Raw genomic sequence first — 15,423 nt, 5'->3', positions numbered from 1 at the left:
ATGGGCCAGATTATTCTAGATTTTCTTAATGATTGCCCTTTACTTCTTAAGAAGCATTGTTCATAACTGCTCTGCCATAGATATGAGATTTTCCAGAGCATTTACCTTTATTGCGTAGGTGGTATTCACTTATGGGATAGGAATAATTTGTTTTTCTAAAGATATTTTTTCCTGCGATATAGCCTTGCTTTAGAGGCTGACTTTATGACTCGTTAGAGCATCTATGAAGTACTCCTGAATGTCTGTTGTGTATTCAATAATTTAGACCACTATCTTTGTGGCAGCTATTACATAAAATAGTCTGTGACAAATTTCTGACAGTAGTTTTTAATCAGCTCTCTCACGTGACGAAATTGAGCCATCATTTCTTCTTCAGTGCCAGTAGCTTTTGCAGGGTCAGGAAAATTGTGGTGCAAAAGCTTGGCTTTAGTTGGGAAGTATGGGCAATGCTCTCTAGCATGGTCACAGACAGTTATGACGTAATCAAAGTTAAGGGCTGTATATTCATCTATATGATTAGAGGTGTGTGACGAGAGGTCAATGCCATCCTCCCTCATAATCTTAACGGCACGAGGATTGACCCCATGTATCTCAATTCCAGCACTATATACTTCGGCTTTATCGCCGACCATCTCCCGAAGGTATCCCTCAGCCATTTGGCTACGACAGCTATTCCCAGTACACAGTATCAATATCTTTTTCTCCATACGACACTCATAAATCTGTTACTACACGAAGGTAAGAAAAAAGCCATAATCACACAAATCAGCAACTACGAACGCATTTTAGGATTGAGTAAGAATATTTTGAGAGTGCCGTATGCTATTCCTGAAAAAAGTGCACAGAAATTAATTAAAAACTGATGTGCTTTACACTGTAGATATTTTATCTCTAGGTGGGTATACAAATAAATTTATATATCATGGGTAACCCACATAAGCATGCACTCGTTCTTAGAGCTAGTTGATCTGGGCTGGGAACTTCCTACCAATCGTAAGTCATTCTTCAAAGTAATATTAGAATCTTTTTCTGAAAAATATATGAGAGGTCGTAATGTATTGAATTAAAAGGGGGTATCGTACAGGTAAAAGTTTTATTGTTAGTGCTTTTTGTTAATTAAGGAGAGACGAAATTTTAGTTATATAAAATAGAAATCTTTTATATATCAAAAAAATATTTTTCTTATGATAAGAAAATATGTTTCCTGTATCAAGGATTTATGGGAGTAATGTGTACGAAACATATTTGACAGCATACGCATAAAAAGCGAGGGGACGGCTCCTACACCATCCCCTCTAAGGGTTACTTACCTACATTTACGTAAAAACGAAAACATGTCCCGTTCTTTGGATAAATCCTTTTACCGTTCTTTGTTATGTATCTACAGTAAACAAGTTTTTTGCCCTTCGAATTTTTGAAATCGCTATCCTGCATAATAACCTCCTTTCTCCTACTATTAGAGGCTATCTCCTCTGGTTCTATTTTGCTTACGGCGTTTCCGTATGCAAAAGCCCCCACCTGTAGGAGGGCGGGGGTTTTACTTTCTACATTCTTTCTGTTTTTCGAACCAGAGGAACGCAGGATTGCGATTTCATTGCAAATGTAAGTAAATAAATCATTCTCGCAAACAAACACGCACGCACAATGTATATGCTAAATTAGATCAAAACACAATATATTCGATTGATAGTCAATATATAATGTAAGATATTCCACGATTTTAAGCCTGCTATTTTAACCATTAGTGGTGCTTGTATAACATGCTTTAACAATTAAAGAGCCTATTTTTGACACATTATGATATATTTTACGACATTATTTACCCTGTCTTTCACTTCTTGAGCAATCTCACATTATATATAACACAATGAAATGTTAAAAGGCGATAGAAATCATGTCTCTATTGATGAATTATAACCTCCTTTGATAAGACGAAAGAAAGCGAATTTACAAGCACGCTTTAAGTTCAATTAACATGGACTTCATTATAGAAGTAGCTGAAAGATGACAAGAGATCAGATCATAGAAAAGATTAAGCGGTAAATGGATGATAAGGGTATTACTGTGTACCGCTTAGCTAAGACAACAAACCTACTTTTCGGTGATTTAGTGTACTTTATGTTGTCACAACGATTGTGAATTGCTTTCAAACCACTGAAGCGGAGACGCTTATTATTTACGTGTAGATCTTCTTTCTTTAGAAGAGTACATGTTTTTGTCGGAAGGGAGGTGCATGGCACCTTCCTTCTTTTTTTTGCCATTTGCCGTGCGTGCAGGCCAATCAAGAGAGCCATTTCGTTTTTTTACTCCACCCATTCAATCAATAAAGAAAAAAGCTATTTCGTTTCCACTTCGGGAGCCGTTTTGTTTCGGGGGTTATACCTATCATTTTGTTATCTGTTATCTTATAGGCCAAAAAATTATCTGTTGAGTGAAAGCCAGAGAGATTTATTGGATACATTTTGTCAGAAACATGTGTTGAAGACTGATAGTAGTGCTTTCGTTGTTAGGAGATGGCTAACAATATTGACTTATTACCTGCATTTTCATTCTTTTCGACTTTCAACTTACTGTTTTTTTTAATCCGATCCAGATTTTCAAGAGGATTGTAAGAATAAAGCTTTGTAAGTCCTATCTGTAATATGTGTATCATTTGTTGGGTACTTATGGCGATTATAATTATCTTTGGGTTGATGAAAAGACTGAAACGATACTTATATATTGCTGCCTTATTTGTGATGGGGCTTATGGCTTCTTATGGTGATGCCTTTGCTCAGAGCAAAGAGCAACTTGAGGAGCTGGAATGGCTTGCTCTATACGGAGCTAAGCAAGACCTTATTGATTCATTGGATATGGCCTACAGCTCTGGTGCTGATAGTACTCATCTGGTGAGGATAGAGGCTTTATTGGCTGTGAGAGATGGTCGTCATAATGTTGCAGATGAATGGTTTAGTGAGTTGTCATCACGGGATCAGAGACGATTCGAAAATCTCCTATGGGGGACATTGATTTCGATTAGTGAATATCAGTTGGATGAGGCGGATAAACGTCTAAAGCAATTGTCTAGGATTCGTTTGAAGGATGAGAGGAGTCAAGACAGTAGAGAAGCGGTGGGGAACCTATATGCTCAGGTCGAACGACTACTGAAGAATGTCCGAGCAATTGAGGTCCTTGATACAGTCAGTGGGTCTCTGGATATGATAATGGACAAGGTCCAATCTACTACTGCTCATTTGGGGAGTGTGAGAGAGAAGGAGTATGTGACTCCTGATGGTTTGACTAAGTGGATGGTCTCATCAACAGATGATGGGGTACCTGCTTTTTCAGTTGTACACCAATTGGGTGATGGTACTTGGGATTATGATCATGCTGATATGGTGGAAGTTCGAGGACTTCACGAGGATTCGAAGATTTATTATCCACGCTTAATGTCTGATGGTAATACTCTTTATTTTGCTGTAGAAGAGCAGGGATTTATCGCTGAGGATGGATTGGGCGGTAAGGATATCTATGTGAGTAGGTATGATAGAGATGCGGGGGTATTATTGGTCCCGCAATTACTGCCTATGCCTTTTAATAGCATGTCCGATGACTTGATCTATCTTACAGATGAAGCTAGTGATATAGGTTGGCTGGTTACTTCAAGAGGGCTGAAAGGGAATAGAGCTTGGCTTTATACGTTTAAGTTGAGTAGCGTGAAGCGATATGAAGGAGACGAGATAGGGGATATAGCTTTATTAAAAAATCCAGAGGTTAGCTCTAGTGGTATGAATCTCAAAGGTATGGCTAATCAAGCGGTTACGCCAGCTGATGACAAGGTCTATTTTTGGATTCAAAACCGCCCTATTCGTGGGAAAGATGATCTAAAGAATCCGAATGCTAAGAATATATTTTCCCAATATCTTCAAAGTGCAGAATCACTGCTACAACTGAAGGATAAGCTGGGAGTTCTTAGACGTCAAATGTCCGAAAATCCAAAGATTATGAACCAATGGAGGAGTGAGGTCAAAGCTCTTGAGGAGCGAGTTGAAGTGCTTAGAGCACAGTCCAAAGCTCTATGTAATGAGGTGATTAAGTTAGAGGGGCAGACTAGATAAGGTATTATAAAAAACAATAAGTAATATGGAAACACTTGAAATAATTTTAATGATCTTGGGGGCAATTGTGATTGTAGGGCTTTTGCTTGGCGAGATTTTTTTTATCCCCGGTATTGGCCTCTTAGGGATTGTTGGTGTACTGGGTTTTCTAGGTGTAGGGGCTTACCTTATTTCTTTAGGCGAGTACACTATTGCAATTATATTCGGAGCGGTCTGTGTACTTCTGTTCGTATTGGGTTTCGTACTGCTTAGTCGTAACAAATTCATCAAAAAAGTAGCACTCACTGACTCTGTCAATGAAGTAGCGGTTAAGCTACCTGAAGAGTGGCGTGAAGGAGCGAGGGGGGTGACCGTTAGTCGTCTAACGCTTTCGGGAGAAGTTCAGATTGATGGAAAGAGGTATGAGGCAGAGTCCGAGAGTGGATTTATTAATGAGGGGGAACCAGTGTATATTTCACGGATTCGTAAGGATAGAATTTTTGTGAAGCGAGTAGAAGAATGAATGAGAATAATTAAAGATAAATAACATGTATGATTTTATGATTTGGTGGGGCGTGCTCGCTGTAGTAGCGATAATCTTAATCGCCCTCTTTTTACTTTATTTTCCTATCCTATTATGGATTTCGGTAAGAGCATCTGGAGTGAAGATTTCACTCATACAGCTCTTCCTGATGCGTATCCGTAATGTACCCCCTAATGTTATAGCGAAGGCTATGGTAGAGGCACAGAAAGCTGACCTCGCTTTGACTAGAGATGAATTGGAGGCTCACTACTTGGCTGGTGGACATGTGGAGCAGGTGGTGCATGCTCTTGTATCTGCAAATAAAGCCAATATAGATCTTACCTTCAAGATGGCTGCCGCTATAGACCTTGCTGGTCGTGATGTGTTCCAAGCTGTTCAGATGTCTGTCAATCCGAGGGTGATTGATACTCCTCCTGTTACGGCCGTGGCTAAGGATGGTATTCAGTTGATTGCAAAGGCTCGTGTGACTGTACGTGCTAATATACAGAGATTGGTAGGGGGTGCTGGTGAAGAGACTATCTTAGCTCGTGTTGGCGAAGGGATTGTGAGTTCTATCGGTTCTTCTGAAAGGCACTCTGTGGTTTTGGAGAATCCTGACTCTATCTCTAAGTTGGTCTTAAAGAAAGGCTTGGATGCAGGGACTGCATTTGAGATCCTTTCGATTGATATTGCAGATATTGACATAGGTCGTAACATCGGTGCTGTTCTTCAGATGGATCAAGCTCAAGCAGATAAGAATATCGCTCAGGCTAAGGCTGAGGAACGCCGTGCAATGGCAGTGGCTCAAGAACAAGAGATGCGTGCTCTTGCTCAGCAAGCTCGTGCTAAGGTTATTGAGGCTGAGGCTGAGGTACCATTGGCTATGGCAGAGGCATTCCGTAGTGGCAACTTAGGTGTGATGGATTATTTTCAGATGAAGAATATCCAAGCTGACACTGCTATGAGAGACTCTATCTCCAAGCCGGTGCGTGATGACTCTTTAAACTCAAATAAAGATTCGAGAGATAAACATTCTAAGAAATAATATATATAATTGATTTTGTAATATGAGTAAATTTATTATCCCATCATCCGAATTGATCATTAATGAGGATGGTTCTATTTTTCACTTACATATAAAACCTGAAGATATAGCTGATAAGATCATTGTGTGTGGTGACCCTTCACGCGTTGATATGATTGCTTCACATTTTGATACCCAAGAGGTCAATGTCACCAGTCGAGAGTTTCATACCATCACTGGTCAGTATAAGGGTGAGCGTATTACTGCACTCTCTCATGGTATCGGTAGTGATAATATTGATATTGTGATGAATGAGCTGGATGCTTTGGCTAATATTGACTTCGAGACTCGTACAGCTAAGGATGAGCATCGTGAGCTAACCATTATACGGGTGGGGACTTCAGGAGGCTTGCAGGAGCATACTCCTATAGGATCGTACGTTGCTGCAAATTATGCTATTGGCTTTGATGGTGTGCTATACTTCTATGATGATCATAAAAAAGTTTGTGACCATGAGTTTGAAGCCGAGTTGATGAAACAGTTGGACTGGAAGATAGATGGACTTAAGCCGTATGTGGTCAAAGCTCCTGATGACCTTGTGAACCGTATCATGGAGGGTGGTCATGTCATTAAGGGTGCTACGATTGCTTGTAATGGATTTTATGGAGTACAAGGGCGTCGCTTGCGTGGTAAGTTGGCAGACCCTGAGTTAAATGCAAAGATTCAGAAGTTTGAGTACAAGGGTGAGACCTTGACTAACTTCGAGATGGAGAGCTCGGCTTTGGCTGGGTTGGGTGCTATCTTGGGTCATAAGACACTGACCGTCTGCATGATTATAGCCGGTCGCAAGAGTGAGACTATGAATACAGATTATAAGGGTAGTATAGATGGACTTATCAAGCTAGTGCTTGATCGCATTTGATCCTTATCTATAGGTAGTGACGAGCAGGAGTCCAGTAGGTGTACTTCTGCTCGTCTTTTATACAGAAGTCATCTAGAGATATTGAGTAGGACTCATGAGTAGATGAAGTGATATTATAGAGTGTTGCGATTCGACTAAGAGTTTGAACAATTTGGTTTGATTAATAATGATGAGAATGAGTGTTATGGAAGAGGGTAAAAGAACGATTGACAATTATTTGGATAATCATTATATTCACAGAAGTAATTGGCTGCGAGCTGCAGTACTGGGTGCTAATGATGGAATCTTATCTACAGCAAGTATAGCTATTGGAGTGGCTGCCGCAAGTAATACTAAGGAGCCTATTATATTAGCTACTTTGGCGGGGTTAGTGGCAGGAGCACTCTCTATGGCAGCAGGTGAATATGTCTCGGTGAGTTCTCAGACCGATGTGGAGAAGGCGGACATCGAAAGGGAGAGGATAGAGTTAGAAACAATGCCTGAAAATGAGCTAGAACTTTTGAGTGAAATTTATGTACGAAAGGGGCTCAAAAAGGAAACTGCTATGATTGTAGCTAAGGAGCTGACCGAGAATGACGCATTAGCAGCTCATGTTAGAGACGAATTAGGTATTAATGAGATCAATAAGGCTAATCCTATCCAGGCCGCTTTAGCGTCGTGTGCTGCATTTATGGTCGGAGGGTTATTACCTTTTGTCGTCATTTTATTGACCCCTGTACCTATGATGGAATATTCACTGTATGGTTGCTCTATGTGTTTCTTAATTCTTCTAGGAGCATTAGCGGCTAAAGCAGGTGGGTCTAATGTAACTAAGGCCATCCTGAGGATCACTTTTTGGGGAACCATTGCTATGGGCATTACGGCACTCGTTGGATATCTTTTTAATACACACATCGCTTGATGTGAGGAAGGTGTGGTACTAAGAGAGTAACGGCTCTTTGATTCAACAAAGCCCCTTAGATTTACTTTAATCTAGGGGGCTTTATTATGAGGGATTGTCCACTTATTTACTCTCGTTAAGAATGATGCGAGCAATATCTGGATTACGCCAGAACTCCCCTTCTGGAGCTGTGATGGACTCATATCCAATCTCTTTTAGGGCCTTATAGGTGGTCTTTCCGTAGGTAAGCAGGGTGGCTCCGTCAAGCATCTCATGTAGCTGGTGCTTCTCTAGTAACTTTCCGAATTGTTCTATAGACCTAGTACTACTGAATACGATATGAGTGAATTGTATTGCTTTTAGGAAAGAAATATCATCCTCTGAATAATGCTTCTGCAGCTCATGGTATAGGACCATCTTCTCAGGTTTCCACCCTTTATTACTCAATGACTGACTCCATGAATTGGCTGAATCAAGATCAGCACAGAGGAGGAGGACTTCGTGCTCTTCACTTTCTATTGGAGCTTGCAAATGGCTAAGGGAAAGTACTTTGTCAGAAAGTAATCCATAACTCATTAGTTTCTTAGTGGTCGTATGTCCACCTGATAGGATGCTACCCTTGATGGCACGTGTATCCAGTCCCTTTTTATTCAATATTTGGATGGTGGCATCTACTGCTGAAGGGGTGATGAATAATAGATTCTGAGCATTAATAATCTTCTCGACGTTAATCGTATCATGATCATCTAAGGGCTGACGGTCAACCATGTTCATGGTATGCACATACGCAACCTTCCCTTCTAATAAATCTGTGAGGTTGGAGCGTTCTCTATCTGTGGTAACACATAATACTCTGCGTTGGCTCACCTCTGAGGTGAAGAAGAAATCAAACTCATCGTGGAAACGAACAACCTCCCCCACTATATAAAGCCCCGGAGACCAACTGGCATAGTCTGTATAGCCTGGTTGGAAGGTGGATAATGTCGCAATCATCTTGCGTTGATGTGGGAGCGTTCCATTGGAGATAATTGCTGCAGGGGTATCGGGTGACATACCAGCTTTGATAAGGTTTTTAGAGATTTCTGGAATCAGTCGGCAACCCATATAAAACGCAATAGAGCCATTAAGGTTAGCCAATGCCTCCCATGGTAAGTGGTAGTCACTAGAGGCTTTACTGGATGCAGTTATTAAAGTTACACTCCGAGATACACCTCTGTGCGTCATTGGAATACCAGCATAAGTGGGGACGGTAATCCCTGCAGATAGTCCTGGAATGACCTCAAAGGGGATGTTATGTTCATTGAGAGCTTGGATCTCCTCGCCCCCTCTGCCAAAGATGAATGGGTCGCCTCCCTTTAGTCTTACGATGTGTCCTCCCTTAAGGGCTCTTTGGACTAATAAGTCATTGATGGAATCCTGTTCATGAGAGTGCCGTCCTGCTCGCTTTCCTACTGGGATACGCTCGATCCCTTCACGACAGTAACTAAGGATAATAGGATTGACTAGAGCATCATAAAAGATGGCATCGGCTTTTTTAAGACACTCTTTCGCCTTTATGGTAAGTAGTTGTGGGTCGCCTGGTCCCGCTCCAACGATGGAGACTAACGTGTTCCCCTTCTCTTCTTGCGCTTTCATATTTCTGTTTTTAATCTTTCGTATTTCTCTTTTAGTTCCTCGTAATCAATGCTCCCCAATCTTCTAGCGGTCACCATCTGACGTCTAGCTTCTGCTAATTGTATTAGCTTTTCCTCATCAAGAGGGTGGATAACATTATTAAGTGTTCGTTTACGAAGTATTTGTGCTAAGTGTGGAATCTTATATTGTGTGTGGATAGAGACCTCAATCCCTTTATCTACACCAGTAGCACCAAATTGGAAGGTGCTTAAGGCTGGGTCTGTGATACAATTATAATGTACTCTGTAGCGTTCGCACTCGTCCATCATCACCTGCTCTTGCTCCAGGTCTCCAGTAGCGAGGATGGCTATGGTGTATGATTTCAGGTCTCCACATTCATAAGTTTTGATTAAGTGTGTGTGACGGTTATCCTTCTGGATGAGTGCTTCTAAATCAGGATTGATGTCAGGTGATATTATATCAAATGAGACGCCAAGCTTTTGGAGCAAGACAGCTTTGCGATATGCACCCAATCCTCCACCTACGATTACACCGCGTATCTTTTTTGCCGGCAGGAATAAAGGTAAGAAATTCTGACTATCAGCAGTCCCCTTCTGTGTTAGATTATTGAGCGGTATAGAGATGTGAGCCTTGGATAAAATATCCGTGTGATCAAAGAATGCGTTCGGTGTATCATCAATCATGATCTTTTTCTCATCTAGCAAAAGAATCCTGCTACACCACTGTCTTGCGAAGTCGCTATTGTGTATGCTTATGAGTAAGGTTTTACCTTGTGCACTCCAGCAGTCTAAAAGTTGTTTGAGACGCTCTATGTAATATCCATCTAGTCCTGTAAAGGGTTCGTCTAGTAGTATCACCAATGGAGACATCGCATCGACGGCAGCAAGGGTCACCCATCTTTTTTGTCCACCACTCAAGTGATGAGGTGGAAACTCAGCCACATCCTTTAGTCCAAAGTCCTCAAGAGTTTGTTCGACCTTTGTATTCAGTTCATCCCCCGTATATCCTAAATTTCTAAGTCCAAAAGCAATCTCTTCCCACACCGTAGGGCAAAATAGCTGTAGATCTGCATTTTGGAAAAGGATGCCGATACTTTGTCTTAGTTGCTTCATCCCTTTTTTCGAAAAATCGACTTGATTCCCAGAGAGATGAAGTGTCCCACTTTGTGGCTTTGCTAGCCCCGATAAAATCCTCATCAAGGTCGATTTACCTGAACCATTAGCTCCCATTAAGGCTATCCTTTCGCCTTTATTTATCTCAAGATTCAGGTTCTGAAGGATAAGCCGGCAGTTTTCCTCGTATTTGAAATTAAGATTATCTACTTTAAGTAGAGGCACTCCCTCTCCTTCAACCACGATGGGTCTAGATATTATTCTCTCCTCTTCAGGCTCACCCTCTTCAAGACCCTTTGCGAGCATACTATCGTATAGAGTATCGCTATCTTGAGCAGCCAACACGAGGGTCCGAGAGAGAAGCATTCCGCTATGAGCTAGTCTTTGATTGTATTTGAGGTATCCCAATCTGCTTTTTTGAGCTGTAAGGACCTGCTCTGCTTTTTCAATCAGAATGTAAACAAATCGGTAGATCATCTCTATTAGCTCAGTAATCACCATTGGGAGCCTTGACTCTCTAAGCTCAATTACCAATTTATAGAGCGGAGTGAGGCTAGTGAATAGCAGAATGGAGAGATATCCATTAAGACATCGTAAGAAAATTAATAGGAATAAGCGAAGCGAATCTGATGTGATCGCCCATGAGTGGCTAATCTGGAGAATAATTCGGCTCTCCCCTTCAATTTGAGAGATTAAAAGTGGAAATGTCCCTAGTGCAATAAAGCCTAGGATACTGAAGAAAGCTATACGTCGCTTCCTGGTAAAGTACTTTTTCCTATTGGTCCACAATAATATGGTAACAAGGAGTACAAATAGGACTCCTTGCTGCCAGATTGACGTGATGACTAGGCCAAGAATTAGTAATAATAATGGATAGTATCGTGCTCGCATAGTCTAGTTTATGCGTTCTTCTCCTCAAGTTTGTTTAGAGCTATGTAAGCGATAACGAATATCCCAATTCCTATCGCTATTTGGAGTACGAACAGCCACGGCTCAGTAGCTTCTGATGGTTCGTATCCTATTTGCGGAACGTCAAGCACCTGTTCCTGTCCAGTAATAGACTGTACTACACCCGATGCAGCATCGTCAGTACCACCACCGAAGTCAAAGAATATCCCAATGACGGGAACAGCTATGCAGAGCATAAGGATAATCGCAAGAATGATATTTTTAGTACGTTTTTTCATGCTTTTATGTCTTGAATAGGTTTTTTTGTGATTAGATGGAAGGCTTTATATCCTGATAAGAGTCTGATGACCAAAACGGTCAGTACTCCTTCTATGATAGATAGAGGTACCTGAGTGATGGCGAATATGGATAGAAACTTAGTCACGGAAGCGAAGAAGCCACCTACTGGGTCAGGGAAAGCGATAGCCAGCTGTATGCTCGTACAGACATAGGTGCTTAATGATCCTAAAAAAGTAGCGGTGAAGATACTCACGGTATCTGATGCCTTCATCTTCTTTAATAACATAAAGATCCAATAAGCAATCCATGGCCCTACAATCGCCATTGAGAAAATATTGGCTCCGAGCGTGGTGATACCTCCATGAGCCAATAAGAGGGCTTGGAATAGTAAAACGATCGCTCCTAGTAGGGGGATGGAACGGGGACCAAAGGTTAAGGCTCCAAACGAAGTCCCTGTCAGGTGTGAGCTACTTCCTGTAACGGATGGGAGCTTTAGAGCTGATAAAATAAATATATAGGCTGCGGAGAAGGCAAGTTTGATCCTACTCTTTGGGTCCTTTTTGATGCTTTTCGAGATAAATCGAAAGCTCATGAATACGAATGGCAAGGCAGCTAGATACCAGATAACGCACCATTGAGCAGGCAAAAAGCCTTCCATGATGTGCATAGCACTTGCCGGCATTGCTACGAACGGTAGTAATAACGATAAGGAAACTAGTAGTCGTCTCATAATGATGATAGAAATGGATTCTAATAAAATAATTCGTTTAAAGTTTTTCTCCTGTTGAACGATAAATCTTTTTCTTCTCTTGAATGTCCCAAGCTTTATAGTTCATACTGAAGTCAATTTTATTGAGATATAATTCACGCACAGCTGGCCTTTCACCTAGACCTAAGGTTTCTACGGTGACCTTATATCCCTCTTCTGTTAGTGCTTCATACCAATCTTCAGAAATATCCTCTCTGGCATGGATGCCAGCTACAAACATGAGAGGGCGTAGGAGGACATCCTTGCTCTCTTTCTGTGCAAGTCTATCTTTCAAGTCATCAAGGTCGGGGTAGCCCTCTATAGTACTAATAATTACATTATCTTGCCCCTGCTTATCCATGATGTGTTGTAGCATACAGTACTGAGCTGTAGAGGAATCATAAGTGCCATGTCCCACGTACACTATGGTTCCATCAAAGTCATTAGGTAGTTTATCGCTGAGGGCATAGAAGTCAATCGGATGGTATAGGAGTGGGGTGCTGATCCTAATCTCCTTAAAGAGAGGTCTGATTTCATGAATATCCCTCATGATGGATTCTATTTCAACACCATCTATGACCATACTCGGCTGTACCAATACAGCTTGGTATCCTTCGTTCGCTAGGTCGTGAAGGACCTCTGGTAGCGATTTCTTAGGCATACCTCTATCTCTTAGGCGTTTCATAATGATTCGTGAGGTATAGGCTTCTCGCACCTCAAGCTTTGGATACCTTGTTCTTACAGCATCATTTAGAGGTTCTATGGCACATTCACGAGCTCTTTTTTCAGTTGAGCCGAAGTGAGCTATCACTATAGCACACTTATCCTCTGGTGTATCCTCTTTGATGAGTGGCTCATAGTGAAAATTATGGAGGTGTTCTAGTAGCTCCTTATGGTTGTATAGTAGTTCCATGATGATAAAATGTTATTTCTGAACTTTAGTATTTGCAAATATACTTAATGTTTCTAAAGGAATCTGCCTAATCTCGGCAGCTACTTCAGAAAATGATGAACCTGGGGTCGTTAATATCAGTCTTGTATATGATAAAGCTAATAGTTCGCCCATGTTTTGAATGGCCCCTTTAACACTGTATATGTCAGTAGTACTATAGGGAACGAAAATGCGACTGCGAAATATGGTAGAGAGTCTTTCCTTCTCATCTTTTGATGTCGTTGCAATAAAGAATTGTACCGAATCATCCTCCTCAATCATTTTTTGCATACGTTTTATGAAGAGCTCTGTCGGACTCTCATGGAAGGAAGCTCCACTATCTTTCCGATTGATGTGAATCCCCACTACATTCTGACCCCATCCTGACATTCTAGAGCGACGAACGTTATTTACCTCTACAGTCGCTTCGAGTGAAATATACATGTTGGGGTAAGAGTTGATACGTTCTGATGTGCGTATAAGTATTCTTTCTCTATCCCTATTTAGTAGGTCCTTCAGCTCTGCCTGTTGGCCCTCAAGCATAGAGTGAAACTTCTTAATTCCAATGATTCGATCATAGCGACTGAGGACGAAAGGGAGGGATACAAATAAGTTATCTCGGGATGGTGGCATATTAAGGATGTAGTCCTTCCACGTTCCCTGCCGTATGCTGATGCCCTCTTGTGATAATTGTGGCACTAAAGTGAATAGACGATCCGAAGCACATGGGATGCTATTGCTCGTGAACCATATGATTTCTAATGGGCGGTGATATCTGAGTGCGACCTGAATCATAGAGGCTATTACTCGTATCCTTTTTCCTAAACTTCCCGAAGGGATGATGGTGATCAGTCCCTCTCTCTTGTCTTTTTTCTCCGAATCCATATTGCCTATTTATTTACGAATTATCATTTTTATTTCATTTAAGATAGATTGAAAGCTATCAAGCCGATAGAGCAAAGCTACCGATAGCACACCACATATTAGGCTCCTATATATTGCATCCAATACCAAGTTATGGAGTGATGGTAAGAAGTTATTAAGAGCTAAGGCTACCGCGAGCGTCAGAATGATCCATAACATCTCCCTATTCAGCACTCTGATTTTTAGCTTTGCTCCAATAACAATTTGTTGGAAGGCATAACTAACTACAAAGGTGATCAACGTGGCAATTGCGGCTCCTGTGATGCCAAGACGTTTGATGAGATAGTAATTAAGGACGATTGTAAGAGCCATGACGATGATGGTGTAGGCTAACGTCCATGGGTAGTATCGCGAGTATCTTAGGATTGCATTTCCAAAGTTAAATGAAAGATCAACTAACTTAGCTAATCCTAAAAAAAAGACGACCCACTTGCCTGTGGCATACGTCTCACTATTAGGGATGATGGAAAAGATAAAGTCAATATTAAGCCAAATCAACATGAAGAGAAGCGAGCCAATCAATAGCTGCTGGCTTGATACTTTTCTGAAAAGCTCTTCAGTCTTATTCAGATCTCCTTGATACAAGGCATCAGAGACGAGTGGGGAGGTCATCGCTAATATGGATCGGGAGGGCATCTCTATCACAGCTACGATAAAGAAAGCAATCGTGTAAATACCGCTGAAGTTAAGTCCCATTTGGGAAGAAACCATAAAGATGTCAAACCGACTAATGATGGATCCCCCTAAGGCACTCAGCACCGTGAAGAGGGTGTAGTTAGTGAAGTCCTTTTTCAGTTCTGGCTCTATAGGCTGAATTTTGGACTTTAGAGTATTTGGTGATAGATATATAGCATAAGCATAGGATAAAAATGCTACAATACCATAAGCTGCTACAAACAGCCCCATAAAAGTAGTAAAGGACAGGTGTCTTAGTCCGTAAAGCAAGTAGCAAAGGATTAGTAGCAGCCGTAATAGGACCTCCCTAATGGCTTTGGGTATAAAAACCCTCTGCTTAAGAGTACAATAGACCTCCATCAGGGTTTGGTACATGATGAAGAGCATCAATGGGATCACTAAGTAATAATACTTAATGAAGAGGCTTTCCTTTCCATCGCTTGCAGCAAAATAATTGCTGATCGGTTCTTTAAAGATCAAGTAAATGCATGCAAATAGAAAAAAACCAACTAATGGAATGGTCACCAATAGCTTAAAGAATCCTCCGTCCTTACCATCATCTGTCCGGAAGGCTGGATAATAACGGACGCTTGATGACTGAGTCGCTAGGAGTGCAAAACCCCCAATCATAGTCGCCGCTTCTACTAGGACTCTTGTGAGACCTATCTCTTCTGGACTAAGAAGTTTGGTGATGATGAAGAAGGTGCTGACAAAGCCTATTAGTGCTCCAATCAATGTGATGATGGTTCCCTTTGCACTTTGTCTGAAGACTACTCCCATAAGAC

Annotated in this window: 13 protein-coding genes; 5 read left to right on the top strand and 8 right to left on the bottom strand. The window is 41.3% G+C overall.

All coding sequences use genetic code 11. The features are described 5' to 3' along the window. Positions 1-287: 287 nt before the first annotated feature. Positions 288-707 carry an arsenate reductase ArsC gene (locus QYZ87_05750; protein ID MDN4754030.1) on the bottom strand — a complete coding sequence of 140 codons (420 nt, stop codon included), beginning with the start codon at positions 705-707 and terminating at the stop codon, positions 288-290. A gap of 1,959 nt (positions 708-2,666) precedes the next feature. Here QYZ87_05750 and QYZ87_05745 point away from each other — a divergent pair. From QYZ87_05745 to QYZ87_05725, 5 genes are all read left to right on the top strand, one after another. Further along, complete coding sequence (locus tag QYZ87_05745) at positions 2,667-4,097, top strand: hypothetical protein (GenBank protein MDN4754029.1); 1,431 nt, start codon at positions 2,667-2,669, stop codon at positions 4,095-4,097. 25 nt (positions 4,098-4,122) lie between these two features. Next, the gene (locus QYZ87_05740) at positions 4,123-4,599 is read left to right on the top strand and encodes an NfeD family protein (protein MDN4754028.1); all 477 of its coding nucleotides are present in this window, start codon (positions 4,123-4,125) and stop codon (positions 4,597-4,599) included. Between the two features lie 37 nt (positions 4,600-4,636). Beyond that, on the top strand, positions 4,637-5,644 hold the full coding sequence (floA, locus tag QYZ87_05735; protein ID MDN4754027.1) for a flotillin-like protein FloA: 1,008 nt from the start codon (positions 4,637-4,639) through the stop codon (positions 5,642-5,644). 22 nt (positions 5,645-5,666) lie between these two features. Then, a complete protein-coding gene (locus tag QYZ87_05730; GenBank protein MDN4754026.1) occupies positions 5,667-6,545 on the top strand; it encodes a nucleoside phosphorylase in 879 nt (292 codons plus the stop codon). A gap of 175 nt (positions 6,546-6,720) precedes the next feature. Continuing rightward, complete coding sequence (locus QYZ87_05725) at positions 6,721-7,446, top strand: VIT family protein (protein MDN4754025.1); 726 nt, start codon at positions 6,721-6,723, stop codon at positions 7,444-7,446. A 102-nt stretch (positions 7,447-7,548) separates the two neighbouring features. On the opposite strand, the gene cobA is transcribed toward QYZ87_05725, so the two are convergent. From cobA to QYZ87_05690, 7 genes are read right to left on the bottom strand one after another with little or no spacing between them, the layout of a single operon-like run. After that, positions 7,549-9,060, bottom strand: coding sequence for a uroporphyrinogen-III C-methyltransferase (cobA, locus tag QYZ87_05720; GenBank protein MDN4754024.1), 1,512 nt, complete (start codon positions 9,058-9,060; stop codon positions 7,549-7,551). Further along, positions 9,057-11,063 (bottom strand): ATP-binding cassette domain-containing protein, encoded by a 2,007-nt coding sequence (locus tag QYZ87_05715; protein MDN4754023.1) that lies wholly within the window; start codon positions 11,061-11,063, stop codon positions 9,057-9,059. The genes cobA and QYZ87_05715 overlap by 4 nt, the downstream gene beginning before the upstream one ends. Before the next feature lie 8 nt (positions 11,064-11,071). Next, positions 11,072-11,359: a hypothetical protein gene (locus QYZ87_05710; protein MDN4754022.1), complete on the bottom strand. Its 288-nt coding sequence runs from the start codon at positions 11,357-11,359 to the stop codon at positions 11,072-11,074. Beyond that, positions 11,356-12,090, bottom strand: a complete 735-nt coding sequence (locus QYZ87_05705; protein MDN4754021.1) for an energy-coupling factor ABC transporter permease — start codon at positions 12,088-12,090, stop codon at positions 11,356-11,358. Before QYZ87_05705 ends, QYZ87_05710 begins: the two co-directional genes overlap by 4 nt. A 37-nt stretch (positions 12,091-12,127) precedes the next feature. Beyond that, complete coding sequence (locus tag QYZ87_05700) at positions 12,128-13,021, bottom strand: sirohydrochlorin cobaltochelatase (GenBank protein ID MDN4754020.1); 894 nt, start codon at positions 13,019-13,021, stop codon at positions 12,128-12,130. 12 nt (positions 13,022-13,033) lie between these two features. Further along, a complete protein-coding gene (locus QYZ87_05695; protein MDN4754019.1) occupies positions 13,034-13,924 on the bottom strand; it encodes a hypothetical protein in 891 nt (296 codons plus the stop codon). Between the two features lie 9 nt (positions 13,925-13,933). Beyond that, positions 13,934-15,418 carry a polysaccharide biosynthesis C-terminal domain-containing protein gene (locus tag QYZ87_05690; GenBank protein ID MDN4754018.1) on the bottom strand — a complete coding sequence of 495 codons (1,485 nt, stop codon included), beginning with the start codon at positions 15,416-15,418 and terminating at the stop codon, positions 13,934-13,936. Positions 15,419-15,423 lie beyond the last annotated feature (5 nt).

Source organism: Porphyromonadaceae bacterium W3.11 (genome assembly GCA_030434245.1).
In the GTDB taxonomy this organism is placed as follows: Bacteria; Bacteroidota; Bacteroidia; order Bacteroidales; family Porphyromonadaceae; genus Porphyromonas_A.
Note: the sequence above shows the minus strand (reverse complement) of the source record. Positions and strands in the feature narration are given on the sequence as shown.